Origin of the sequence: Chitinimonas sp. BJB300, assembly GCF_002735695.1 — a bacterium.
Classification (GTDB): Bacteria; Pseudomonadota; Gammaproteobacteria; order Burkholderiales; family Chitinimonadaceae; genus Chitinimonas.
In genome coordinates, this window is record NZ_PDZH01000020.1 from 1 (window position 1) to 22,924 (window position 22,924).

General features: G+C 53.9%; 19 protein-coding genes and 1 pseudogene. 10 read left to right on the forward strand and 10 right to left on the reverse strand.

What is annotated here, in order from left to right:
- Nucleotides 1–142: 142 nt before the first annotated feature.
- Nucleotides 143–1,174 (reverse strand): Glu/Leu/Phe/Val family dehydrogenase, encoded by a 1,032-nt coding sequence (locus CSQ89_RS05190; RefSeq protein WP_099405124.1) that lies wholly within the window; start codon nucleotides 1,172–1,174, stop codon nucleotides 143–145.
- A 488-nt stretch (nucleotides 1,175–1,662) separates the two neighbouring features.
- Nucleotides 1,663–2,166 (reverse strand): hypothetical protein, encoded by a 504-nt coding sequence (locus CSQ89_RS21980; RefSeq protein ID WP_143747050.1) that lies wholly within the window; start codon nucleotides 2,164–2,166, stop codon nucleotides 1,663–1,665.
- 969 nt (nucleotides 2,167–3,135) lie between these two features.
- Here CSQ89_RS21980 and CSQ89_RS05200 point away from each other — a divergent pair.
- Nucleotides 3,136–3,972 (forward strand): PEP-CTERM sorting domain-containing protein, encoded by an 837-nt coding sequence (locus CSQ89_RS05200; RefSeq protein ID WP_099405126.1) that lies wholly within the window; start codon nucleotides 3,136–3,138, stop codon nucleotides 3,970–3,972.
- 318 nt (nucleotides 3,973–4,290) lie between these two features.
- Here CSQ89_RS05200 and CSQ89_RS05205 read toward each other — a convergent pair.
- Nucleotides 4,291–5,057: pseudogene (locus CSQ89_RS05205) on the reverse strand (class I SAM-dependent methyltransferase).
- A gap of 243 nt (nucleotides 5,058–5,300) precedes the next feature.
- Nucleotides 5,301–5,921, reverse strand: a complete 621-nt coding sequence (locus CSQ89_RS05210) for a LysE family translocator (RefSeq protein ID WP_099405127.1) — start codon at nucleotides 5,919–5,921, stop codon at nucleotides 5,301–5,303.
- A gap of 217 nt (nucleotides 5,922–6,138) precedes the next feature.
- Between CSQ89_RS05210 and CSQ89_RS05215 the strand changes: the two genes are divergently transcribed.
- A complete protein-coding gene (locus tag CSQ89_RS05215; protein ID WP_099405128.1) occupies nucleotides 6,139–6,942 on the forward strand; it encodes a transporter substrate-binding domain-containing protein in 804 nt (267 codons plus the stop codon).
- Nucleotides 6,943–7,089: 147 nt separating this feature from the next.
- Here CSQ89_RS05215 and grxD read toward each other — a convergent pair whose 3' ends face one another.
- The 4 genes from grxD to mgtE form a co-directional block, all read right to left on the reverse strand.
- Nucleotides 7,090–7,404 (reverse strand): Grx4 family monothiol glutaredoxin, encoded by a 315-nt coding sequence (gene grxD, locus CSQ89_RS05220; protein ID WP_099405129.1) that lies wholly within the window; start codon nucleotides 7,402–7,404, stop codon nucleotides 7,090–7,092.
- A gap of 233 nt (nucleotides 7,405–7,637) precedes the next feature.
- Nucleotides 7,638–8,462 carry a peptide chain release factor N(5)-glutamine methyltransferase gene (prmC, locus tag CSQ89_RS05225; RefSeq protein ID WP_099405130.1) on the reverse strand — a complete coding sequence of 275 codons (825 nt, stop codon included), beginning with the start codon at nucleotides 8,460–8,462 and terminating at the stop codon, nucleotides 7,638–7,640.
- Complete coding sequence (locus tag CSQ89_RS05230; protein ID WP_199065227.1) at nucleotides 8,459–9,241, reverse strand: EAL domain-containing protein; 783 nt, start codon at nucleotides 9,239–9,241, stop codon at nucleotides 8,459–8,461. Before CSQ89_RS05230 ends, prmC begins: the two co-directional genes overlap by 4 nt.
- A gap of 194 nt (nucleotides 9,242–9,435) precedes the next feature.
- Nucleotides 9,436–10,875 carry a magnesium transporter gene (gene mgtE, locus CSQ89_RS05235; protein WP_099405131.1) on the reverse strand — a complete coding sequence of 480 codons (1,440 nt, stop codon included), beginning with the start codon at nucleotides 10,873–10,875 and terminating at the stop codon, nucleotides 9,436–9,438.
- 467 nt (nucleotides 10,876–11,342) lie between these two features.
- Here mgtE and gshA point away from each other — a divergent pair, with 467 nt between their 5' ends.
- The 7 genes from gshA (at nucleotide 11,343) to rfaQ (ending at nucleotide 18,524) form a co-directional block, all read left to right on the forward strand.
- Entirely contained in the window at nucleotides 11,343–12,641 is a 1,299-nt protein-coding gene (gshA, locus tag CSQ89_RS05240; protein ID WP_099405132.1) for a glutamate--cysteine ligase, read from the forward strand.
- Between the two features lie 428 nt (nucleotides 12,642–13,069).
- On the forward strand, nucleotides 13,070–13,894 hold the full coding sequence (locus CSQ89_RS05245) for an HDOD domain-containing protein (protein ID WP_099405133.1): 825 nt from the start codon (nucleotides 13,070–13,072) through the stop codon (nucleotides 13,892–13,894).
- A gap of 76 nt (nucleotides 13,895–13,970) precedes the next feature.
- The gene (gene gshB / locus CSQ89_RS05250; RefSeq protein ID WP_099405134.1) at nucleotides 13,971–14,909 is read left to right on the forward strand and encodes a glutathione synthase; all 939 of its coding nucleotides are present in this window, start codon (nucleotides 13,971–13,973) and stop codon (nucleotides 14,907–14,909) included.
- 100 nt (nucleotides 14,910–15,009) lie between these two features.
- On the forward strand, nucleotides 15,010–15,417 hold the full coding sequence (locus CSQ89_RS05255; RefSeq protein ID WP_099405135.1) for a PTS sugar transporter subunit IIA: 408 nt from the start codon (nucleotides 15,010–15,012) through the stop codon (nucleotides 15,415–15,417).
- A gap of 9 nt (nucleotides 15,418–15,426) precedes the next feature.
- Nucleotides 15,427–15,696 (forward strand): HPr family phosphocarrier protein, encoded by a 270-nt coding sequence (locus CSQ89_RS05260; RefSeq protein ID WP_099405136.1) that lies wholly within the window; start codon nucleotides 15,427–15,429, stop codon nucleotides 15,694–15,696.
- Between the two features lie 15 nt (nucleotides 15,697–15,711).
- Nucleotides 15,712–17,442: a phosphoenolpyruvate--protein phosphotransferase gene (ptsP, locus tag CSQ89_RS05265; RefSeq protein ID WP_099405137.1), complete on the forward strand. Its 1,731-nt coding sequence runs from the start codon at nucleotides 15,712–15,714 to the stop codon at nucleotides 17,440–17,442.
- Complete coding sequence (gene rfaQ, locus CSQ89_RS05270) at nucleotides 17,442–18,524, forward strand: putative lipopolysaccharide heptosyltransferase III (protein WP_099405138.1); 1,083 nt, start codon at nucleotides 17,442–17,444, stop codon at nucleotides 18,522–18,524. The genes ptsP and rfaQ overlap by 1 nt, the downstream gene beginning before the upstream one ends.
- 66 nt (nucleotides 18,525–18,590) lie before the next feature.
- On the opposite strand, the gene CSQ89_RS05275 is transcribed toward rfaQ, so the two are convergent.
- Together CSQ89_RS05275 and parE are read right to left on the reverse strand one after the other, a co-directional pair.
- The gene (locus tag CSQ89_RS05275; RefSeq protein ID WP_099405139.1) at nucleotides 18,591–19,436 is read right to left on the reverse strand and encodes a glycosyltransferase family 2 protein; all 846 of its coding nucleotides are present in this window, start codon (nucleotides 19,434–19,436) and stop codon (nucleotides 18,591–18,593) included.
- A 31-nt stretch (nucleotides 19,437–19,467) separates the two neighbouring features.
- Nucleotides 19,468–21,441, reverse strand: a complete 1,974-nt coding sequence (parE, locus tag CSQ89_RS05280; RefSeq protein WP_099405140.1) for a DNA topoisomerase IV subunit B — start codon at nucleotides 21,439–21,441, stop codon at nucleotides 19,468–19,470.
- A 314-nt stretch (nucleotides 21,442–21,755) separates the two neighbouring features.
- On the opposite strand from parE, the gene CSQ89_RS05285 reads away from it, so the two are divergent.
- Entirely contained in the window at nucleotides 21,756–22,778 is a 1,023-nt protein-coding gene (locus CSQ89_RS05285) for a substrate-binding domain-containing protein (RefSeq protein WP_099405141.1), read from the forward strand.
- Nucleotides 22,779–22,924: the final 146 nt, after the last annotated feature.

The window sequence follows — 22,924 nt, forward strand, 5'->3', positions numbered from 1 at the left end:
CGAAACCGGGCGATGTGCATCAATTGGAGGCAGATTGACCTCAACTGCTCCAACCGCCCGGTGCGGACCCGCATGCCGGGTGGTGTGGCAGGGGTCGGCCAGAACATCTGGTCGCCCCTATGCCGATTTAGTGGGTCTGGGCTTAGTTTTTAAAACGGTTCTCTGCCACCCTATCTGCTACTACGCTTGTAGGTAGATTTTCATGGTCGGCCTGTTTAAATACCTCCATCAGCGTCTCGCCAATTTTACGGACATGGCCGTCTACTTCGCTTTCCGGCTTATTGAGGTATTCGTAGCAGACCTTGATGATGCCCCCAGCGTTGATCACAAAATCGGGCGCGTACAACACCCCCTTATCACGCAGCGCTTGTCCAATTTCGGCAGTGGCCAATTGGTTGTTTGCGGCGCCGGCGATGATTTTGGCTTTCAATCGGCTCAGGGTATTGGGGTTTAACGTGGCGCCGAGGGCGCAAGGTGCATAGATATCGGCTTGTACGTCATAGATGCTATCCACAGGTACAACCTCGGCATTGAATTCTGCCCGAGCCTGTTCCAGCGCAGCTTTGTCGATATCGGCGACCACCAGCTTGGCGCCGGCTGCGTGCAGGCGACGGGCGTAGTCATACCCTACGTGGCCCAGGCCTTGTAAGGCGACGATCAATCCTTCCAGCGAGTCACGTTTCAAATGGTGCTTTACAGCGGCTTGTGCACCTACGAAACACCCTAATGCAGTAAATGGAGATGGATCGCCACTGGTACCTAGGCCTGCAACGTAGCTTGTCTTCTGGGACACGCTCGCCATATCGAGAGGGCTGGTGCCTACATCTTCGGCAGTTACATAGCGACCGCCCAGACGCTCAAGCGCTTCGCCTAACGCCTCAAATAGCGCAGGTGTTTTGTCGGTTTTTGGATTACCGATAATCACACTCTTGCCGCCCCCAATGGGTAAGCCAGCCACGGCATTTTTATAAGTCATGCCGCGCGCGAGGCGTAACACATCAGTAACTGCTTCGGCCTCGTTGGCATAGTTCCACATCCGGCAGCCTCCCATAGCTGGACCAAGATGGGTGTTATGCACAGCGATGATGGCTTTCAAGCCAGATTTTGGCTCGGAGACGAAAACCACTTGTTCGTGGTTATCGAAATTGGGTTCGCTGAAAACGAAGGCAGTCATGGCTGTGTGGCTCCGGGCGGATTTTGCGCCGCATAGGTATGGCTCTGGGGCGGGACGCATTCCGCAAAATCGATTTTACGATTGGGCAGCGCTGCTGGTTAGCAACACTGCGGCTAGGCCAGCAATTGTGTCGCCGGTTGGGGCCGCATCGTAATGCGGGTAAGCCGCCGTGGCTAGCTACTACCTTTGGATTAGAGGCCGAACCGACAATCGGTTGGTAGCTAGCCACAAGTGGAGCCTTGCGACTTTATGTAGGAAGCCTGTATTGCTTTTGGCTCACTCACTATCTCTCGCTATTGGCCGACATCGCTGGGACTGGGGTCAGCGAAATAGCGCTGAAGCATCGCACTTTATTGATATCCAAGATTTGAATACGCCGGCCGTACCGATGTGCGGTGCGGCCCGGTAACATTTCTAATCAGGCGCAACTTATCGCTGTAGCGAGCAGACGGAGCCAATAGTTAAGTCGCCAGTAGCGCTACACACTGTCATAGCTGAGTTGTAGGCAGATAGAGAAGTGGGACGCGATAGTTCCGGGCGCAGGCCGATGCAGCCATTTCAATACTGTGAGAAGGCCCCTGAGATTTTAAGTAGCGGTCAGGCAGGGTGCCATCCATTCGGGTCTGAATAAACACTCCCAGTAGCCGCAAGTTACCGGTCATGCCATGAGGCAATGGCTGGCCGGCAATACCGCAGACAACAATCTCGTTGTGCTGCGTAAGGGCTGTGCCGGCACAGTGTTGCATGGCCCCCATCGTACCTTGATGCATGACGACTTGATCGGGAGTCAGTAATCCGCCCAGCATGAGGTTTTTCTCAGCGATGTGTTTTGCCATCGACTGCCCGGGGGCTTTTGTGCTTTGGCTGGTGCCTGCATAGTTGTCGAACCACTGGTCTGTAGGCGAAGTGGACAGCACATTGTTTTGCGGCACTCCAAGGATTAAACCGTGATTGCTGTAGGCAATAGGCTTTGTGCTGCCGAGTACGCTCATGCTGATGGCTGTCCACCCGGACAGTGTCGAGATAGGCGCGTCTAGCACGGTCGAGGGGTGCTTCAGTGTATGTACAAACAACTTATACGACGGGATTGCTCTTGCCCTCCAATCAGTGGCTCGGCTAAAAGCATTCAGCATTGCTACGTTCGTGAAGTTGTGCGGGCCCCATGCGACACGATTACCGTTATCGATAAAACTCGGAACCAAGTGTGTGAATGCTTGCTTTAGAGATTCTAAGGGTAATGACTTGTATTGCTCGTGTAATCTAACAGCCAGGGTAGTAGGCTGGTTTTTGAGTAGAAAATTGGCGAGTAGCACGGCGCGCAGTGCATGGCGGGTTCGTTTGTTTGCCTCGGTATGCACTACATAATTACCGAGCGCGAGCGCATCATCGATACTTTGCTGGTCTGGCCGGCTATTGAATGCATTGGTTAATAGCGCAGCATATTTATTGCCGATTGATAGCCCAAAAAACCAATCGGCTGAGAGTGCATCGGTAGTTGCATTCAGGTGCTGTATCGGCATTGCATTTCTTCTCTCTGATTATCACATCTATGGCTATATAGGCCGCTCTGAGGCCCAGCGGCAGTGCCTCCATTATCACCAGCAGAATTTAGCGCGGCTAGATTGTATTTCCCCTACAGGTTTGAAGTGGGTGTGGGGTATGGAAGATTAAATAACTTGTATCTCAATATATTTCTATTTTCTACTGTATATGGTAAATGGGATTTTTGGGCCTATATTTAAAGCTTTGTTGATTAATTATTATGCTTATTTGTATGTCGGAATATTTTACGGCTTGCTGTGATTTTCCATATTGATGATGATTTTTTCTTTCTAAATCAGCAGCTTGTTTTTTTGGCATATGCATTGCTTTATTTCCGACCGCATCAAATTGAATATGCTTTGGGAAAATGCCAAGCATTAAATCTAAAAAAATATGTAAGTTCTTAGGAGGAATTAGCGATGCAAATCAAAAAACTCGTCATGGCGCTCGCTTTGGCTGGTGCGGCAGCTATGGGGCCGGCCGCCCATGCCATGGTGGTCCAGGATGCCTGGACTATGAGCGCTGCAGGTACAACTACCAACAATATCGGCCACCTTGGCCTTAATGGCGGTGAAGCTACAACCCATCAGCAAGTGGGCCCTGGTGGGACGCCATTTGTCGGCGCAAAGTTTGAGGAATTTGGCCAGATTTTTAATATCAATTACGTGCTGGAAAACGTCCCAGGGTTTGGTGACTTCGGTTTCCCACAAAACTTTGCTCAGCCACTAGATGGCATGCGCTTTGTGTTTAGTGGGCTATCTGGCGTGGTTACCAATTACGATGCGCTTACCGGAGCGATTAATTACAGCTTCACACCGGGTGTAGGCTCAATTAAGTTGCAAGCTACGGCAGATAGCGCAGCGACATGGGTTGATATGGCCACAATGTCTATGCGTGGCCCTTCGGGTGGAGATTTGGCTGACTTTAATGGCCAAGCTCAAACACTCGGTCAGTCGACGCTGCTGTTGCAATTTGATGCTTTTTTGAATGGCTTCCAATTAGATCTGTTGGGGCCAGGCCTAGGTTATAACTCGATTTCAGATCTCTGGATGCAGGTCCAAACAACCAATAAGATTTCCAACCCATTTGTGTTTTCAGGGGCTTGTCCTTTTGACAATGCCTTAATGTGCGCAACGGGTAAAATCACCAGCGACGGTAGTGCCGACTTGTTGAGCGTGCCGGAGCCTGGTTCTGTGGTACTGATGGCGCTAGGGTTGCTTGGCCTCGGTGCAATCACACGCCGTCGTGCCAAGTAGTTTTCGGTATTATTGGTGGTTATTCGAAGGAGGGGAAAATCCCCTCCTTTTTTATTATTCCTGTGCCTACGGCATAAGAGGCATTAGATGGCGGTATTGGGCGTCGGTAGGTTAATAAGGCAAGTGTCGAAATATTTTACGGTCTGAGCATTGAAAAGGTTATGCCATCAATATTGGCGCACGGCGTGTGAAATGAAAGCCTTCAACCGAGCAATGCCATGGAAAGCTTCCCACGCCATTGTCGCTGCTATCTGAGATGTAGCGGGCCTGGTGTCGAAATATTTTACAAACGTAAGGAATATGAGCTGTCAGAAGTGCTTACAGCTGACGTTGGCACCAAAATACTTCAGTGCGGTAAGGCACCACTATTTCCTGTTTTCCTGCCAGGGCGGCGTGGTGGGCAATAAGCGCACGCAATTCTGTGGCTATGGCCTCACGTTCTGGCTCGGGTAGCGCTGCAATAAAGCTGACGGACATGCATCGGTCAATGATGACCTGCTCGGCCGGCCCGGTATGTTGATGCGGAAAGCTGGTTTGTTGTAGCGGCCCAAAACCTGCGGCAGGAAAGACTTGCTTCCAGCTACCCTTGCGATAACGGGGCGTATTACCTTCATGGCGCACCATAATCTCGGTAAGCTTCGCTACCCAATCCTCTGATTCATCCCGCACGTTCCAGATGAGCCCCAACCAGCCGCCGGATTTGAGCACGCGTGCAATTTCAGCCATGGTGGCATCGGTTGCGAACCAGTGAAATGCGGTTGCAGCTACAACAACATCCAAGCAGGCATCCGGTAGGGGAATGGCGTCTGCAGTACCGTCAAGTATCGCTATTCCCTCGATCGTGGCGAGTTTTCGCGCATTGCCGGAATGGGTTCCAATGCCGTTATTTGCGCAGCTGTCTGTTGCAGGAGGCGTGTGAATTTGCCTGTGCCCGCACCAAGGTCGAGGACGGCCTTCCCTGCTTGTAGGCCTAATACTTCCTGCATCCAGGGCAGGATAGCCAGTGGATAGTCTGGGCGTCCGCGTGCATAGGCGTCCGATTGTTGGGTAAAGCCGATAGCGGCTGCAGGGTGGATTGCAGGCATCGTGTCTTCTTCCTATCTTGGTGCGGGAAGTAAAGTGCTAAGCCATAGGTTCAAGGTCGCTTGCAGCATGCATTGAGTGCAGTAAGAACCTGTCTAAAGTCTCGCGAGCTAAGGCAAGAGAAGGCGGAAACAGCCGAGGAAGCGGAGTTTACAAGTGGTAAATGAGCATTCCGAGGGTGTTTTCAACGCCATATTGCCGACGCGCAGCAGACTTTAGACAGGTTCTAAGGCAGTGCTCCTTATCTAACGGCGGAAGCTGCCCAGTATCATTCCCGCGCCAACGAAGGCGCCCCCGGCTATTCGATTGAACCAGCTCATACGGCAGCCTTGTTGAAGCCATAGCGCTAGCTTGGCCCCCCCGCTGGCGTAGATACACATCCAGCCGGTTTCGATAACAGCGAATGTCAGCAACAAAATGCTGGCTTGACCAGCAATCGGTTGATCATTGTCGAGAAATTGGGGGAAGAAAGCCACGCCAAATAGAATGGCTTTGGGATTGGAAAGTGCGACCAGGAAGCCGCTGCGAAAGCGAGTCCAGTTTCCATAGGTATCGGGCTGATTCTGAGTATGCAGGGTCGTATCGGTACTGCGCCACGTTTTTACGCCGATGTAGATAAGGTAGGCAGCGCCGATGTACTTGATGACATCAAAAGCATGGCTGGAGGCCAGTAATATTGCGCCCAGCCCACCAAGCGATATGGAGAATATCAATACCAGCCCCGCCAAAAGGCCAAGCATGGTGCTGATCGTGTGGCTAAAACCGTGACGGATGCCGTGGGTCATGGCCAGTAACATATTGGGCCCAGGTGTCCCTGAGATGAGAAAGACGGTGGCTACATAAGCGAGCCAGAGTTGCAGGGACATCAGCGTCTCCAAAGACGGGGTTGTTGGTTTTGGTCTGCGTTATTTCTGCTTGGAAAGGAAAATAGCGATAAAGCTTCCCCAATTTGGGCTTTACTGCAAACTACATAATGTCGAAGGCATGGGGTGCCATAAACTTCGAGTAGGTGCTTAGAAACCAAGGTTGTCCATAAGTTTCTTCGAATTTGCAAAGCTTTTCTCTACCTCTTGGAGCATTACCGTGAAACTAAAATTATTGCTGTCTGCTGTTTTGGGTTTAGTTTTGCTTGGTTCCGCATTTGCTGATGACCTTGATGAAATCAAAAAACGCGGTACATTGATTGTGGGTGTGAAGGACGCTACCCCACCGTTTGGCATGCGCAATCCCAAAGCCAAAACCATCTCTGGTTATGACGTTGATTTCGCCATTGCCATCGCCAAGCATCTTGGTGTGAAGGTTGTGGTCAAAGAGGTGGAGTCGGCTCAGCGGATTCCAAGACTGCAAGCCAAGGATGTGGACTTGATCATCGCCACCATGACCAAGACAGCTGAGCGTGAGAAGCAGCTTGATTTCAGTTATGGCTATTTTGTCACCTGGCAAAAATTTGCTGCCCCGAAAGGCAAGATAAAGACCGTTGAAGACTTGGCTAATGCCAATATTGGTACGGTTACGGGCTCTACTTCAGAAAAGCATCTGCGCCAGGAATTGCCCGGCGCCAATCTGGTGCTGTTTGCCGACTATAAGCAGGCATTCGCTGCTTTGAGCAACGGTGAGCTGGATGCTGTCAGTACCGAGGAGCCTATCTTGGCTGGCCGTTTGGGCAAAATGCAGAACAAGGATGAGTTTGAAATTCCGGACGTGAGCATTTCCGTCGAGGTGTACGGTATTGGCGTGCGTAAGGGCGAGAAGCGCCTACTCAAGGAAGTCAATACGACTATCGTGGGAATGGAAGAGTCGGGTGAGGCGGAAAAGATTTTCGACCGCTGGTTTGGCCCAAGCAGCCAAATGCCGTTGTTACGTACATTCAAGATTGGCGCCAAGTAGGCTACTGAGTTAGCGCTGCAGCATTTCGTGGAAGACCAGACCCATAGTTTCCATGGGCCTGGTCTCTCAATCGAAACAGGAAGCTGTGAAAGCGCACGCAAAGAAGCCAGTCGTGTTACGGACTGGCTTTGCTTTGAACTGATGCCATTAGGCTTTAAGACCCTGTAGCAGGGTTTGCAGTTCTCCATTCTGGTACATCTCGCTCATGATATCGGAGCCACCGACGAACTCGCCCTTGATGTAGAGCTGCGGAATCGTGGGCCAGTTGGCGAACTCCTTGATGCCCTGACGGATGTCATCGTCAGCTAGTACGTTGACGGTAGCGAAAGGCACTTCGCAGGCTTTGAGAATGCTGGTGGCTTTGGCAGAGAAACCGCATTGTGGAAAGGTAGGCGTACCCTTCATAAACAGCACGACTGAGTTTTCGCTGACGAGTTGGCGGATTTTTTCTTGGGTATCCATGACATTTCCTTGCTATTGCTGGCCGATGGGAAGGCGGCCGGTTTGGCAGTATTCGAGACGCATGGCTCGAATAGTCGATCAATTCAGTCAGGAATTTTACGGCTTGGTTGGCGAAGAGTCCATGTCGGTAAAATGTAGTACCGGGTTATAAGAATGGCCATTTGCCCGACGAATTCACGGTGTTCTCTGCTTGGTGCTGGAAGGGAAAGCGCATCACAGGCAGCGAACAGGTTCTAGGGTAGGCGCCCTCCACTTACTCGCTCGATACCCGCAAGATCACGCCAACTGCACACGGCCTGAAAGCCTGCTTGGTTTAGCAGGTGCCGGCTGGTTTCGGCTTGGTCATAGCCGTGCTCGAACAGCAGCCAGCCTCCTGGCCGTAAGTGTGTGGCTGCGCCAGCAACAATCTGTCGGATATGCAGCATGCCATCTGCGCCGTCGCTCAGTGCGCCTGCAGGCTCAAAGCGCAGGTCGCCTTCATTTAGGTGTGCGTCGCCAGCGGCAATATAGGGTGGGTTTGAGATGATCAGGTCAAAGCGTTCATCGGCCAGCTCCGTATACCAGTTGCTGCGGGCAAACAGAATGGGCGTACTGTGCCGTTCCGCATTTCTGGCAGCCACCTCCAGGGCATCGTTGGAGATATCGATGGCATACATAGCAAGCTGTGGCCGATGCTTACGTAGCGAAACCGGGATAGCGCCTGACCCCGTCCCAAGGTCAAGGGCTCGCCTGGGTTGATCCAGCGGTAAGCGTTCTAATGCCAACTCAACCAGTAATTCGGTTTCAGGACGGGGAATCAGCACGGCGGGGCTGACTTCCAGTTCCAGGCTGAAGAATTCACGTGTGCCGACCAAGTAGGCAACAGGTTCACCCGCTGCACGCCGATTAGTCAGCACCTGAAACCGCTCTGCGGTGGTGGCGCTGACTTCGGCTTCAGGCCAGGCCGCTTGACGTGTACGGCTGATGGCGCTGACGTGCTCAAGCAGCAATCGCGCTTCCAATGAAGGCAGGCCACATTGGCGAGCTTGGCTGATCAAGCTTGCGACGGTGTGCTTCATGCGGTCCTCATGCGGGGCTGTGTTTTTGCGATCGAGATGAAATGGTCTCGGTAGAGAAAACCTTGTACACAGTCCACTCCAAGGGCACGGGCCAGCGCCAGATCATGCTCATGCTCAACGCCCTCTAAAATGACTTTGCCACCGCATTCGTGCGCAAACGCAATCAGGTGCAGCAAGGCTGCGCGAGCCCTGCTGTTGTGGGCACGTGCCAGCCATGATCGGTCGAATTTGAACCAGTCCACTTTCATCATGACATCAAGCGAAATCACAGAATTGGGTGCGCCAATATCATCCAACGCCAAGCAAATACCGCGTGCAGCAAGGGCACGGACCAGTTGCTGAGAGAGATGTGCATCGGAAACATCGGTATCTTCAATGATCTCGACCACCATACTGTTGTGATGACTAAGCAGTGTCAGTAAGGGTTCGTCCGCCTCATCGGCAGTGACCGCATAGGCGTCCGGATCGAGATTGACGAACAATGTGCCGCTGCCGGGTGCATTTTCCAGCTGTAGGCGTTTGATATCGAATTCGACCTGATACAGCGAGAGTGGGCTGCGATGCAATGCATTGAAGACCATTTTGGGTGCGAGCGGCTGGCAGTCTGCTGAATAGAACCGTGCGAGTGCCTCGTGACCCATGATTTCTTGGGATTTAAGTTCAACGATGGGTTGGTACTCCACCCCATAACGTTGCTGGCGCATCAGATCTAACAGCAAGGTAGATGCAAGGTGTGTTGGGTGCACGTGAATCTGGCGGTCAAAGATGGAGCTGAACATTTTGTAAATATTACCATGCCACTTTAGTGAGGCTGTCGCTGACCCTGTGGCCCAGTTGGCTGCGGGATCGCTGACTTGGGTTTGGGAGGCTGCTTGTAGCGCTTGTTGTGGTAATGCGCTTTTTTCTTCCACCATCTGTACTCAGCTAGATGTGCTGGAGGTGGGGGGTACTTCAGTTTGTTTTGGAAACATATCTAGAGCAGGAACAAGGTCGCCAAACCGAGGAAGATGAAGAATCCCATGCTGTCGGTGGCGGCGGTGAGGAACACGGAGGAACCGTAGGCAGGGTCGCGACCCAATTTATTCATGGTAAGCGGCACCAACAGGCCAACTAAGGCGGCTACCTGTAGATTAAGAATCATCGCTGCAGCCATAACGACGCCCAGATGAACGTCACGGTAGAGCAGAAAGGCGATAAAGCCCAACACGCCTCCCCATACGACGCCATTGAGCAGGGCGATAGCATGCTCCTTGGCGATCAGTCTGCGGGCACTGGAAGCGTTGATCTGGCCCAGCGCCAAACCACGCACTACCAATGTGACAGTCTGGGTACCCGTATTTCCGCCGATGCCAGATACGATGGGCATGAGTGCTGCCAGTGCAACCAGCGCTTCGATAGTATGTTCGAAAGCGCCAATTACGCGGCTTGCCAGGAAGGCCGTGCAGATATTCACTGCCAGCCAGGGCCAGCGATTCTTGGCGGACTCCCAAACTGAGCTGAAAAGGTCTTCCTCCTCCTTCAGACCACCCAAGCTCAACACTTCGGCGTCGGTTTCCTCCCGGATCACATCCACCATCATGTCTACGGTCAGTCGGCCGATGACTTTATTGGTTGAGTCCACGACTGGTGCAGAAACCAGATCGTAGCGCTCGAAAGCCTGGGCCGCGTGGCCGGCATCGTCATCAGGACGGAACATGACCATGTCGCGCGCCATGGCCTCCGATACTTCAAGCTCTGGGTCGCTGACCAACAGCTTCTTGATCGACAGCACACCTTTGAGGCGCTGGTTGTTGTCCACGACAAATAATTTATCGCAATGGTGCGGAAGCTCTTCAAAGCGGCGCAGATAGCGCAGTACGACCTCTAGCGTCACATCGTCGCGGATGGTGACCATGTCGAAATCCATCAGTGAACCGACCTGATCATCGGCATAGGACAATGCAGATTGCAGTTCGGCGCGTTCTTCTTCTTCCAAGCCGCCGATCAGCTCATGCATCACATCCTGGGGCAGGTCGGGCGCGAGGTCGGCCAGTTCGTCGGTATCGAGGTGCTCGGCCGCTGCAATGATTTCCGCCCGATTCATATCGGCCAACAGCGACTCACGCACTGTATCCGACACTTCCAGCAGGATATCGCCCTCGACTTCGGTCTTGATCAGACCCCAGGCCATTAAACGCTCTTCGAGCGGCAGGGATTCGAGAATGAAGGCGATGTCAGCCGGGTGCAGCTGTTCCAGCTTGTGTTCCAGCTCAACTAGGTTCTGCTTGTGCACCAAGGATTCGACAGGGTCGTGCTTGGGCATTTCCTGCTTATGCGCGAGCGATTCCACCAGCTTGTGCCGGTTCAGCAGGCGCTGCACTTGCTGCAGGCTCTCTTGCAGACTTTCCTTGGGCTTGGGGGCGGCTTCGGTCATGCCGGGACCTCGTCGTTGACTGGGGAGGACAAGCGCAGCAAGCCATGAGCAATTGACCGGGCGGCGGCGCGGCGCGAGTTTAGCATGTAGGCTGCTTGAAACCGGGCACGACCACCCCTATCTATTTGCGCAGGCCATCATCGCAACTTTCCCAAAGCGGTTTGAAGTACAGCTTCAAAGTCGTAATCTGAGGGGTATAAAATGCTTACCTTCTCTATACCATTGTATGTAACCGGATGTTGGCGCGATTCGTTGAAACCTGTTTAATGTCTTGCCGCGGCTCGGGATAGATTGAACAGGTTCTTAAGACAGTTGGATTTATCTCTGACTTGGAGTTGTTGATAGACTGGGCAGTAATCGTGCTCTACCGATGTTTTAAACCAAGCCCGTGCCTGTTTCTTATGCCCGTGCTTGGGTGTTTAGTGGCCCAGGCCGGGCTCCAACCGCTGCATACGATAGGTTTCGCTATGAAAGTACCTCATCTCGCCACCGCGCTGACTGGCCCCTTGCTCGATTTGGAGCGCAAGATGCTCACTGCCCAATGTGAGATCGAAGGCTGGTTTCGTAGTCAATGGTTGGAACATGCTGTCCCGTTTTATGGCTCGGTGGATCTACGCAATTCGGGCTTTAAGCTCGCGCCGGTGGATATGAACCTGTTTCCGGGCGGGTTCAATAATTTGAATCCCGACTTTACGCCACTGTGCGTGCAAGCTGTGCAGAGCTCGCTTGAAAAGATTTGTCCCGATGCTCGCCGGTTGCTGCTGATTCCAGAAAACCACACGCGTAACCAGTTTTATCTGCAAAACGTTGCTGCCTTGGCGCGTATTCTCAAGTTGGCGGGTTTGAATGTACGGTTGGGTTCGCTCAATCCGGAAATCGTTGGGCCGACTACTTTTGACTTGCCTAATGGTGCATCCCTTGTGCTGGAGCCGATTCAACGTAATGGCCGGCGGGTGGGTCTGCCGGGTTTTGACCCCTGCGTGGTGCTGCTGAATAACGATCTGTCAGCCGGTATCCCCGACATTCTGCGTAACATCGACCAAAATCTGCTGCCGCCATTGCATGCCGGTTGGTTTACCCGCCGCAAGACCAATCACTTTGCCCTATACGATGGCGTGGCCAAAGAGTTTTCCGACCTGCTGGGTATCGACCCTTGGTATATCAATCCGTATTTTGGCCAGGTCAGCCAGCTCGATTTCCAAACCCGCGAAGGTGAGGAGCGTCTGGCGGCTGAGGTGGAACGTGTGTTGTCCCTGACGGCAGTCAAGTATCGTGATCTTGGCATTGATGCTGCGCCCTTCGCTATTGTGAAGGCAGATGCCGGCACCTATGGCATGGGGGTGATGAGTGTCAAGTCACCAGAAGAGGTAATTGGCCTCAATCGCAAGCAGCGCAACAAAATGGCGGTGGTCAAGGAAGGGTTGGAAGTCAGCGATGTGATCGTGCAGGAAGGGGTGCCGACCTTCGAAACCATTGAGGACGCCGTGGCCGAGCCCGTGGTTTATATGATGGATCGTTTCGTGGTGGGGGGTTTTTACCGAGTCCACACCGAGCGTGGTATTGACGAAAACTTGAACGCCCCCGGTGCTTACTTCCAGCCCTTGGCCTTTAACACACCGCTTTCGACACCCGATTGTGACGGCAGCCCGGATTGTGCGCCGAATCGTTTCTATGCCTATGGCGTGGTGGCCCGGCTGGCGCTGCTGGCGGCCGCGCGGGAAATCGAGGTTACGGAGCCTGCGCTGATGGCGGAACTGACGGCTTAGATGTTTAGTCCCGGCCCTTGCCGCTTTCAGCGTGGTGCTTCACCTCGTTAAAAGTTGCGCACTACAGGCTTTGTACAGATCTCAGAGCCTGTCTAAAGTCTCGCGAGCTAGCGTAAAGACAAGGCGAAAACAGTCGAGGAAGCGGAGTTTATGCGTGGTAAATGAGTATTCCGAGGGTGTTTTCAACGCCGTATTGCTGGCGCACAGCAGATTTTAGACCGGTTCTCAGGATTGTGCCTTTCACCGGTATTGCCACTGAGCGGCCGGTTTGCTGCTATGGCGCGGTCGGTTGGAATAACTTCTATGCTTAAGCGGTGTCCTCATCGGTCGTCGTTTCGGGCCAGGTTTGCGAGGACCCGCCTCCACCTGACATCTTAAATCCGGCCTGCTCTGTCCGGCGGCCGGCTTTACTCCCGAGGAGTCACGCTATGACGCTGGAAGAGATTTTTGACAAGGCTGCTGGTCGTTTACCGATGGTGCCCAAGGTAGTGCAAGAGTTGCTGGCGAGCTTTGAGCGAGCCAATACCGATGTGGATGAAGTGGTAACTCAGGTCTCACATGATCAAGTGTTATCTGCAAAGGTATTACGGCTGGCAAACAGTAATCGCATGAGTGGTGGTAAGGCGGTTGCCAGTATCGAAGATGCAGTGGTGCGGCTGGGTTTTGACCACCTCCGTCTCTTGGTGGTGTCGTCGGGCATGTCTGGTATGCAGATAGCCAGCGAAAGTTTTGATCGTAAAGCCTTCTGGCTGAAAAGTTTCAAGACCGGCAATTTGGCGCGTTGGGCTGCCAAATTGGCTAAGTTGGATGGCAACACAGCCTATACCTGCGGCTTGTTGCATAACATTGGCGAGCTGCTGATTCATATCGCGGCACCCGGTGAAATGGCCAAGATAGATCGCATGGTGGTGGCGGGTACCGACCGTGCCCAGGTGGAGAACATGGTATTGGGCGTGGATTTGGCGATGGTTGGGGGCGAGCTGGCTCGGCGGTGGCAATTTCCAGTCAATATTCAGCGCGCTATCACACAGCATCCCAACCCTGCCGCCCACGAGCAATTTGAACCTTATGCCGGTCTGGTCGCGCTTGCCAGTTTGTTAGCTGCACAATTTGATGCAGAGTTGAGTGATGCCGATATAGCTGAAATGTTGCCCGCCAAGTTGCTCGATAAACTCGCTATCACCCCTACCGAGATGGTGGACGAACTGCCCAAAGCGCGTGCCAGCTGTGAGGGGTTGCAGGAACTACTATAAATGCTCGTCCAGTCGGATCGGGGTGCGATAGTCACTCCATCCGGCTGATTCTTCCCACTTTGCTGACCTCCCGCCCATGCATCTCGCCTTCCTTGCTGATCCCCTCCATAGCTTTAAGACTTACAAAGATTCCACCTTCGCCATGATGCGTGAAGCCGCAGCCCGTGGCCATGTGCTGTATGCCTTCGAGCAGTGCGATATGCGCGGGCTGGCCGGCCGGGTGTCGGCCGATGTACGCAGAATCGAACTGACCGGCGATGCGCATGACTGGTTTGCTGCCAGCCCGGTGCAAGCGCGCGAACTGACAAGTTTTGATGCAGTCATCATGCGTAAAGATCCGCCCTTTGACAGCGAGTACCTCTACGCTACCCATCTTCTTGAACAGGCAGAGCGCCAGGGCGCGCGCGTATTCAACAAACCACGTGCTTTGCGTGACTTCAATGAGAAGCTCGCCATTTTGCGTTTTCCCCAGTTCATTGCACCCACGCTGGTCAGCAGCAGGGCTGATGATATCCGCGCTTTTTTGCAGGAGCATCAGGACATCATCCTGAAGCCGCTGGATGGGATGGGTGGTGCAGGCATCTTTCGCTTACGCCCGGAGGACCCCAATATCGGCGTTATTCTGGAAACCCAGACACTGCATGGCAAGGTCACGCTGATGGCGCAGCGCTATCTGCCAGCGATCAAGGAAGGTGATAAACGCATTTTGGTGATTGCAGGCAAGCCGGTTGAATGGTGCTTGGCCCGTATCCCGATGCAGGGCGAAACACGCGGTAATCTGGCGGCTGGCGGAACCGGTGTAGCCCGCCAGTTGACCGAGCGTGATCGTGAGATTGCCGATACGTTGGGGCCGCAGTTTGTCGCCGAAGGGCTGCTATTGGTAGGGCTGGATGTCATTGGAGACACATTGACTGAAGTGAATGTCACCAGTCCAACGTGTTTTCAGGAAATCAGCGCCCAGTCGGGTATCAATGTGGCGGGTGTGTTTATTGATGCGTTAGAGGTGGCAATTTAGGCAGAAAAGCTAATCCAGTTAAACATTTGCGTTGTGACCAGGACGGGTTGTCTGCCAGTCGCTGTTAGAATCGATGTAACGCTGTTTTTAGAGTTTGATCATGGTTGGAATTCTGCTTCTCACGCACTACGGTCTTGGTGAAAGTTTGGCTGAGTGTGCAGCGCATGTACTTGGCCGCCCTTTGCCGCAACTACGCTACCTTCCGGTGTACCGTCAGGATGATCCGGACGTGGTGCTGGAACGGGCACGGGCGCTATTGCATGAGATTGATACGGGTACGGGTGCCGTGGTGCTGTCCGACATCTACGGCGGCACGCCTTCCAATGTGGCGTATCGTCTGATTGTGCCGGGGCGGTTTGAAGCTGTCGCGGGTGTGAATCTGCCAATGCTGGTTCGTACCCTGAATTACTCGCATGAATCGTTGGAGATTGTGGTTGGTAAGGCGGTAACCGGTGGGCTGGAAGGGGTGATGTATATCTTGCCACCCGTAGCAAACGCGATTGAATAAGGACTACGAATGCAACAGCAAGAAGTCGAGATCATCAATAAGCTGGGCCTGCATGCACGCGCTTCCAGCAAGTTGACCCAGCTTGCCAGCCGCTTTAGCAGTGAGGTATGGCTGACCCGTAATGGTAAGCGCGTCAATGCGAAATCCATCATGGGCGTGATGATGTTGGCTGCTGCCAAGGGTAGCCGGGTGATGATTGAAACCAGTGGCGATGATGAAGCTGCTGCGATGGCGGCGGTCACTGAGTTGATCGCCAATCGTTTCGATGAGTCGGAATAAGCGCTCGGAGGCGCCATGACCATTAGCTTGCATGGCATCGGGATTGGCGGTGGTATTGCCATTGGCCGAGCCCATCTGGTTAGCCACACCGATCTGGAAGTTGCCCACTACGAGATCACTGACGCCGAAGTCGCCGGTGAGATAGCCCGGTTCGATGCGGCGGTGCGCGCTACACGTAAGGAACTGGAATTGCTGTGGGGCAGTATCCCTGAGAACGCCCCCACTGAGCTGGGCGCCTTCCTCAGCCTGCACGTCATGCTGTTGAACGACCATACCATTGCCCGCGAGCCGCGCGACATCATTGCCCAGCAACACTGCAACGCCGAGTGGGCACTCAAGCTGCAGCAGGATCGTCTGCTCGAACAGTTTGATGTCATTGAGGAAGAATACCTGCGCGAGCGACGCACCGATGTCATTCAGGTAGTCGAGCGGGTCTTTAAAGCCTTGGCTGGGCAAGGTGGAGGGCAATATGTCCCGCCTGAAGACAGCCGCGAACGTATCTTGGTGGCAAATGACCTGAGCCCCGCCGACATGGTGCTGTTCAAGGAAGCGCAGTTTGCTGCTTTCCTGACCGATGTAGGTGGGCCAACCTCGCATACCGCTATTCTTGCCCGCAGCTTGAATATCCCCTCAGTACTGGCGTTGCACAATGCGCGTCAGTTGATTCGGGAAGGCGAACGGCTGATTGTCGATGGTACGGCTGGTGTGGCTATCATCGACCCCAGCGAAGCGATCGTGGCGGAATACCGCAAGCGCCAAGCCAGCCATGCTGCGGAACGTAAGCGCTTACAGCGACTGAAGAGTACCGCGGCTACAACGTTGGATGGTACCAGCATTGAGCTGCTGGCCAATATTGAAACCCCGGGTGACATAGAACAGGTACGATCCAACGGTGCTTCTGGCATCGGTCTTTATCGGTCCGAATTCATCTTCCTGGGCCGTGACGACCTGCCGGACGAAGAAGAGCAGTATGAGGCCTATCGGCAAGTACTTGAAGGGATGAAGGGGCAGCCGGTTACGATTCGCACCGTTGACCTCGGCCGTGACAAGATGCCCAAGTGGGCCGATGAAGATGCTCAGTCGGCCCCCAACCCTGCCCTGGGTCTGACGGGTGTACGGCTCTGTTTGGCTGAACCGATTCTGTTCCGTACCCAGCTACGTGCGCTGTTGCGCGCGGGTGTGCATGGCAAGCTTAAAATGCTGGTGCCTATGTTGGCCAGCTTGGCAGAAGTGAGCCAAGTACGGTTCCATGTCGAGCAGGTGAAGGACAGCTTGCGTGAAGATGGCATCCCGTTTGGAGAGGATGTCCAGATTGGCGGCATGATCGAGGTGCCGGGTGCGGCCCTCACTATCAATCACTTTCTGGAACGGCTCGATTTTGTCTCCATCGGCACCAATGACCTGATTCAGTACACGCTGGCGGTTGATCGGGGTGATGATGCGGTCAGCCATTTATATGACCCCTTCCATCCCGCCGTACTGTATTTGATCGCCCATGTGATTCGCTGGGCTGATCGGATGGGTGTGCCTGTGTCGGTCTGCGGTGAAATGGCGGGTGATGTGCGGCTGACGCGGTTGTTGCTGGCGCTGGGTTTGCGTAGCTTTTCCATGCATCCTGCCCAGCTATTGAATGTGAAACAAGTAATTTTAAAGAGTGACCTAAAGCGCTTAAGTCCTCTGGCGAGCGAGATTGAACGTGCGCCAGATGCCGATAGAGTGCGGGAATTGCTGTTAGGGGTAACGTAATGGATAGCAGCACCCAGCGCCGCGCGCTGGTTATGATGATGCAGCATCATGGTGATGTTTTACTGAGCAGTCCTGTCGTAAGTACATTGGCGCTGGCGGGTTATCAAGTAGATGCACTGGTGTTTGAAGATACAAAACCGATGATTGCAGGCCACCCGGACCTCGATCAGCTATATGGAATAGTTCGTCATGGCCGCCGCCAACATGGTGTTTGGGGGTGGCTAAAGGCGGAGTGGCAATTGCTGCGCACACTGCGTTCGCGCAACTACAACCTAGTTGTACACCTCACCAAACGGCGTAGAGGGGCATGGTTATCCCGCTTGTTGCGTCCTGAGGTCTCGGTTGCATCTGATCAATTGCGCGACCGATTCTGGCGCAAGAGCTTCACCCATCTTTACCACGATCTGCCATGGTCTCGGCATATGGTTGAGGTCCATCTCGATGCTTTACGTCGAATTGGCATCCGCCCCAATGATGCTACCCATCGTATGTGTCTGACGGTCGATGAAGCCAGTCGTACCAGTGCCCACGTGATGCTGGCTCAGCATGGTCTGAAGCCTGGCGAGTATATCCAGGTGCACCCCACGTCGCGCTGGATGTACAAGGCATGGCCTGCGGAGAGAATGGCTGTGGTGATCAATGCATTGACCGCGGCAGGAGAAAAAGTACTGCTGACGGCAGCCAAGGAGCCGCAGGAGATGGCGATGATCGAGGCGATCAAGGCACGGCTGGAGCGGCCTGTAGTGGATTTGTCCGGCCAAATCACGCTAAAGCAACTGGGGGCGCTGATTGCTGACGCCAAGCTGTGGTTGGGTCTGGATTCCGCACCAATGCATATGGCCTCTGCGCTCGGTACGCCCTGTGTGGCGTTGTTTGGGCCGTCGGTAGATGGTAAGTGGGCGCCGTGGAAGGTGCCCAGCCGCATGGTTGCTAATACTAATTACCCCTGCCGCCCATGCAACCGGGAAGGATGCGGCGATGGGCAGGTAAGCGATTGTCTGGTCAACTTGCCCGAGAAGGTGGTGTTGGATGCCTTGCGATCGCTTGCGGACGAGGTTGGCAAGCCGCTTGCGTTAGCGTGAAACAAGATGCGGCGCTGACGATGTGTAAGTCAATGCTGCACCCGTAGGTTTGGTAAGTAGGGCAGCTCAGTAGAATTCCAGCTGACCTTTGCCCCATTTCTCATGCAGCGTATGCCCATAGCGGCGTTGCTCGTGCCAGCGCCACCAGCTTTGCTGCATTTCCTGTCGCATCTTCTCGCTGCGCCGTTTCCACCAGCCTAATTGCCATTTCTTGCGGAAGTAGGCGCGGTTTTCGGCTTCATAGGGTCGATTCCGGTTGGTGTCGCTGAGTGCATCCTGCGTGACAGAGCCGAAATGGTGAATAAAGCAGGCGCCGACGATTCCGGCACGAAAACCTGCTATGCGGGCGCGCCGAAAGAAATCCGTGTCTTCAAATTGGCCGATACGGAAGGCTTCGTCAAAGCCACCGATACGATCGAATACTGTGCGCCTTACGGCGAAGCAGACGCCATGTGCCGCATTGAGTCGCAGTACGTCTTGCAGCTCATGCATGAAGCCTTCGGCATAGGTCGTGAAAGGATAGTTCTGGTCCCGTTCCCGCATGGCGGGGCACACAATATCTAGCCGATGCCGTTCACCGGCTTGCAATAGGGCTTGCAGCCAGCCTGGGGGCAGCAGTACATCGTTATTGAGCACGATGACCCAGTCCGCATCGCGGGCCAGATCTACACCTTGGTTCCAGGCTGGTGCACAGCCACGGTTTTCAGGGTTGCTGATAACCTGAATGTTGGGTTGGCTGGCCAGCCATTCGGCAGTGCAATCGGTAGAGCCATTGTTGATGACGATGACCTGTACGCCTGTGGCGATATCGGCTTCCAGGCATGCCAGGCAGCCCTGGGTATAAGCCAGTTGGTTCAGTACTGGGATGACGATCGCGACGCGTGTAGTTGGGTTGCTGGTGGATTGGCTCACAGTACGGCTCCTGCTGAATGAGAACCCAGCATCAGATATCCCCTTCCGCCAGATTGCCGTTTTCTTCCAGCCAAGTGCGGCGCGAACTGGCTTCGCCCTTACCCATCAGCATGGTCATGATGCGGCGGGTATCGTCCTCAAGGGCATCGAAGCTGATCTGCAAAGTGCGGCGAGTGTCTGGGTTCATGGTGGTGTCAAACAGTTGTTCTGCATTCATTTCTCCAAGGCCCTTGAAGCGGCTGATACCCCAGCTGCCTTCACGGACTTTCTCCAGCCGGAGCTTGTCGACAATGGCTTCCAGCTCGCCATCGTCCAATGCGTAGAATTTGCGTGGTGGCTTTTGCTTGCCGCTGCCTGGGACGTCGATGCGGAACAAGGGCGGTTGGGCGATGTGGATATGCCCGTTTTTAACCAGTTGGGGGAAGTGCCGGCAGAACAGCGTCAAGAGCAGCACCTGAATGTGGGAACCATCCACGTCCGCGTCGGACATGATCAGTATCTTGCCGTACCGCAGGCCGCTTAGGTCTGCCAGGCCATCTGGTTTATGTGGGTCGACGCCGATAGCAACGGCAATATCATGGATCTCGTTATTGCCGAACAGTTCACTTTGGTCGACTTCCCAGCTATTCAGTACCTTGCCGCGCAAGGGGAGGATAGCCTGGAAGTCCTTATCCCGACCTTGTTTGGCGCTGCCCCCGGCTGAGTCACCTTCCACTAGAAAAAGCTCGCGGCGGCTTACATCCTCGCTGGTGCAGTCAGTCAGCTTGCCTGGTAATACGGCGACACCGCTAGTTTTTTTCTTCACCACGGTTTTAGCCGCTTTCATGCGGCTTTGAGCTTGGCGAATGGCGAGTTCAGCCAATTTCTTGCCGTAGTCCAGGTGCTCGTTTAGCCACAGCTCAAACGGGTCGCGCACCTGGGTTGAGACAAGTCGCAACGCGTCGCGGCTGGAGAGCCGTTCCTTGGTTTGGCCTTGGAATTGTGGGTCGAGCACTTTGGTGCTCAATACAAAGCTGGCACGTGCGAAAAGGTCTTCCGGCAGCAGTTTGACGCCCTTGGGCAGGAGGTTGTGCAGGTCGATGAAATTCTTGACGGCATTGAACACACCATCACGCAGGCCGGTTTCATGCGTACCGCCAGAAGGTGTAGGAATCAGGTTTACGTAGGATTCGCGGGCAATACCGCCCTCCTCTGTCCACGTAATCACCCAGGCTGCACCTTCGCCTTTGGAGAAACTGTCGTTTTCTTCGTTGATATAACGCTCGCCCCGGAACAAGGGGACAATCAATTCCGCATCGGCCAACTGTTCGCTCAGATAGCCTGCCAAGCCATCCGGATAGCTCCAGGTTTGGGTATCGCGGCTGCTATCTTTCTTTTCGACCATGAGCGTTACCGTAATACCGGGTAACAGTACTGCCTTTGATCGAAGGATATGCGCCAGTTCACCCATGGGGATATTGGGCGAATCAAAGTATTTCGGGTCGGGCCAGCAGCGTACGAAAGTACCGGTGTTCTTCTTGCCAACTTCCTTGAGCAGCGCGATGGGTTCAATAACGAAGCCGTCGCTAAAGGCCAGGGCGTACTCGGCTCCTTCACGCTTCACCCTTACTTCCAGGCGGGTCGACAATGCATTGGTGACGCTGACGCCCACGCCATGCAAGCCGCCCGAGAAGCTATAAGCGCCGCCGTCCTTTTTGTTGAACTTGCCCCCGGCGTGCAGCTGGGTGAAGACGACTTCTACCGTCGGTACCCCCATTTCTGGGTGAATGCCGACTGGAATACCCCGGCCATCGTCAGCAATGCTGATCGATCCATCCTGATAAACCACTACTTCAATATTTTTGGCGTAACCGCCAAGGGCCTCATCGGCAGCGTTGTCGATGACTTCCTGGATGATATGGAGTGGATTTTCCGTGCGAGTGTACATGCCTGGTCGGTGCTTTACCGGTTCCAGACCTTTCAGTACTTTGACGGAAGATTCGTCGTATTGCGGGGCGGCGGCCATCTTGATTATTTCCTTGCAGCAGATGGCGCGGAGTCTAGTGGGCTCATGGGTGACGAGCAAGCAGACTTATGGCTATTGGTTAGCGCGCTGGGTCCCAAATGCCGACCTTAGCAGCGCCAGGCTGATGGCAGCCCTGGCTTGCCGAGGCGACTCTGTTAGCTTATTTGTATCGATGTGGACGCTAACTAGTGTGCAGATGAGCGAACCAAATTGGCAGATACCAGCCAATTAATATGACTCCCTAATAGTTTAGGCTTGCTCGGCTGTTGTAACCTGCTCCCGATGGCAAGTCTTTTGATTGGTATAAGACGTCGATGGATCTGAAAGCGCTTTCCGCAAGCCTCAACCTTTCAATGACTACGGTAAGCCGTGCGCTGAATGGCTATTCCGATGTAAGCGAAAAAACGCGTTTGCGTGTTATCGAGGCTGCTCGCGCTTTGGGTTATCAACCTAATGTTGTGGCGCGTAACTTGGCGTTGGGCCGGGCTGACGCCATTGGTGTTGTTTACCCCTTGGAAATGGGTGACGTGGCTGATCCACGTTTTCTGGAGGTGGTCTCCGGTATTACTGAGGGGCTGGCTCCCTTCAACATGGACTTGTTGATTGCATCCGCCAGCCAAAAGGGGGAGTTGGACACGTACGACCAGATGATTCGCAGCCGGCGGGTTGATGGCTTTATCGTGTCCCGTACCTGTGTGCAAGACCAACGGATTGATTATCTACGCCAAGTCAACGTGCCTTTCCTTGCCTATGGACGTACTGCAGATTGCAGTGTTCATCCCTGGTTTGATTATGACAATGAGGCTGGCAGCGTGTTGGCAGTAGAGCGGTTGGTGGGATTGGGGCATCGGCATATCGCATATATTCATGCGTCGCTGCATTACAACTTTGCCCACCAGCGCTACACCGGCTATTTAAAAGGGATGTTGAGTGCGGGTATCGCACCTTCTACAAATTGGATATTACGGGCGGGCTTGGCGCGCTGCAGTGGTTATAACGCGATGGTGCGTTTGTTGGAACAGCCCAGGCTGCCTACGGCGGTGATCATCGATAACAACCTTGCGGGGGTTGGCGCTATACGCGTGCTGATAGACCGGGGCATTGTGATGGGGAAGGATTTGTCGGTGATTGTTTACGACGGCATTCCGCCCGACACGCTCTTGGTCGATAGGCAGATTACCTCGGTGGTCCAGCCTACTCCACACCGAGCAGGTAAGCGTATGGCGCAGCTTATTCAGCAAGTCATTACCAATGCGCGGCCTTTGAAGGAACTTCAAGTACTTTGCCAGCCGGAGATCTTGGTGGGTAACTCGGATGGACCGTTAACAGGTTCTTAGCGACACAGCCACGTTGAGTATCTAGCTTGTGTATTTGCATGGCCAATTAGGAAGAGAGTTCTCCCCACTGATGAAATCGCCTATGTGTTGCTTGAGGCGCTGCCCTGTGCTGAAAAACGAAAAGGCCTTAGATGCTTTCGCGTCTA

Excerpts from the sequence above, each read along its gene's own strand:
- CSQ89_RS05190 (WP_099405124.1), bottom strand. The coding sequence starts at position 1,174 with ATGACTGCCTTCGTTTTCAGCGAACCCAATTTCGATAACCACGAACAA.
- CSQ89_RS21980 (WP_143747050.1), bottom strand. The coding sequence starts at position 2,166 with ATGAGCGTACTCGGCAGCACAAAGCCTATTGCCTACAGCAATCACGGT.
- CSQ89_RS05200 (WP_099405126.1), top strand. The coding sequence starts at position 3,136 with ATGCAAATCAAAAAACTCGTCATGGCGCTCGCTTTGGCTGGTGCGGCA.
- CSQ89_RS05210 (WP_099405127.1), bottom strand. The coding sequence starts at position 5,921 with ATGTCCCTGCAACTCTGGCTCGCTTATGTAGCCACCGTCTTTCTCATC.
- grxD (WP_099405129.1), bottom strand. The coding sequence starts at position 7,404 with ATGGATACCCAAGAAAAAATCCGCCAACTCGTCAGCGAAAACTCAGTC.
- prmC (WP_099405130.1), bottom strand. The coding sequence starts at position 8,462 with ATGAAGCACACCGTCGCAAGCTTGATCAGCCAAGCTCGCCAATGTGGC.
- CSQ89_RS05230 (WP_199065227.1), bottom strand. The coding sequence starts at position 9,241 with ATGTTCAGCTCCATCTTTGACCGCCAGATTCACGTGCACCCAACACAC.
- mgtE (WP_099405131.1), bottom strand. The coding sequence starts at position 10,875 with ATGACCGAAGCCGCCCCCAAGCCCAAGGAAAGTCTGCAAGAGAGCCTG.
- gshA (WP_099405132.1), top strand. The coding sequence starts at position 11,343 with ATGAAAGTACCTCATCTCGCCACCGCGCTGACTGGCCCCTTGCTCGAT.
- CSQ89_RS05245 (WP_099405133.1), top strand. The coding sequence starts at position 13,070 with ATGACGCTGGAAGAGATTTTTGACAAGGCTGCTGGTCGTTTACCGATG.
- gshB (WP_099405134.1), top strand. The coding sequence starts at position 13,971 with ATGCATCTCGCCTTCCTTGCTGATCCCCTCCATAGCTTTAAGACTTAC.
- CSQ89_RS05255 (WP_099405135.1), top strand. The coding sequence starts at position 15,010 with ATGGTTGGAATTCTGCTTCTCACGCACTACGGTCTTGGTGAAAGTTTG.
- CSQ89_RS05260 (WP_099405136.1), top strand. The coding sequence starts at position 15,427 with ATGCAACAGCAAGAAGTCGAGATCATCAATAAGCTGGGCCTGCATGCA.
- ptsP (WP_099405137.1), top strand. The coding sequence starts at position 15,712 with ATGACCATTAGCTTGCATGGCATCGGGATTGGCGGTGGTATTGCCATT.
- rfaQ (WP_099405138.1), top strand. The coding sequence starts at position 17,442 with ATGGATAGCAGCACCCAGCGCCGCGCGCTGGTTATGATGATGCAGCAT.
- parE (WP_099405140.1), bottom strand. The coding sequence starts at position 21,441 with ATGGCCGCCGCCCCGCAATACGACGAATCTTCCGTCAAAGTACTGAAA.
- CSQ89_RS05285 (WP_099405141.1), top strand. The coding sequence starts at position 21,756 with ATGGATCTGAAAGCGCTTTCCGCAAGCCTCAACCTTTCAATGACTACG.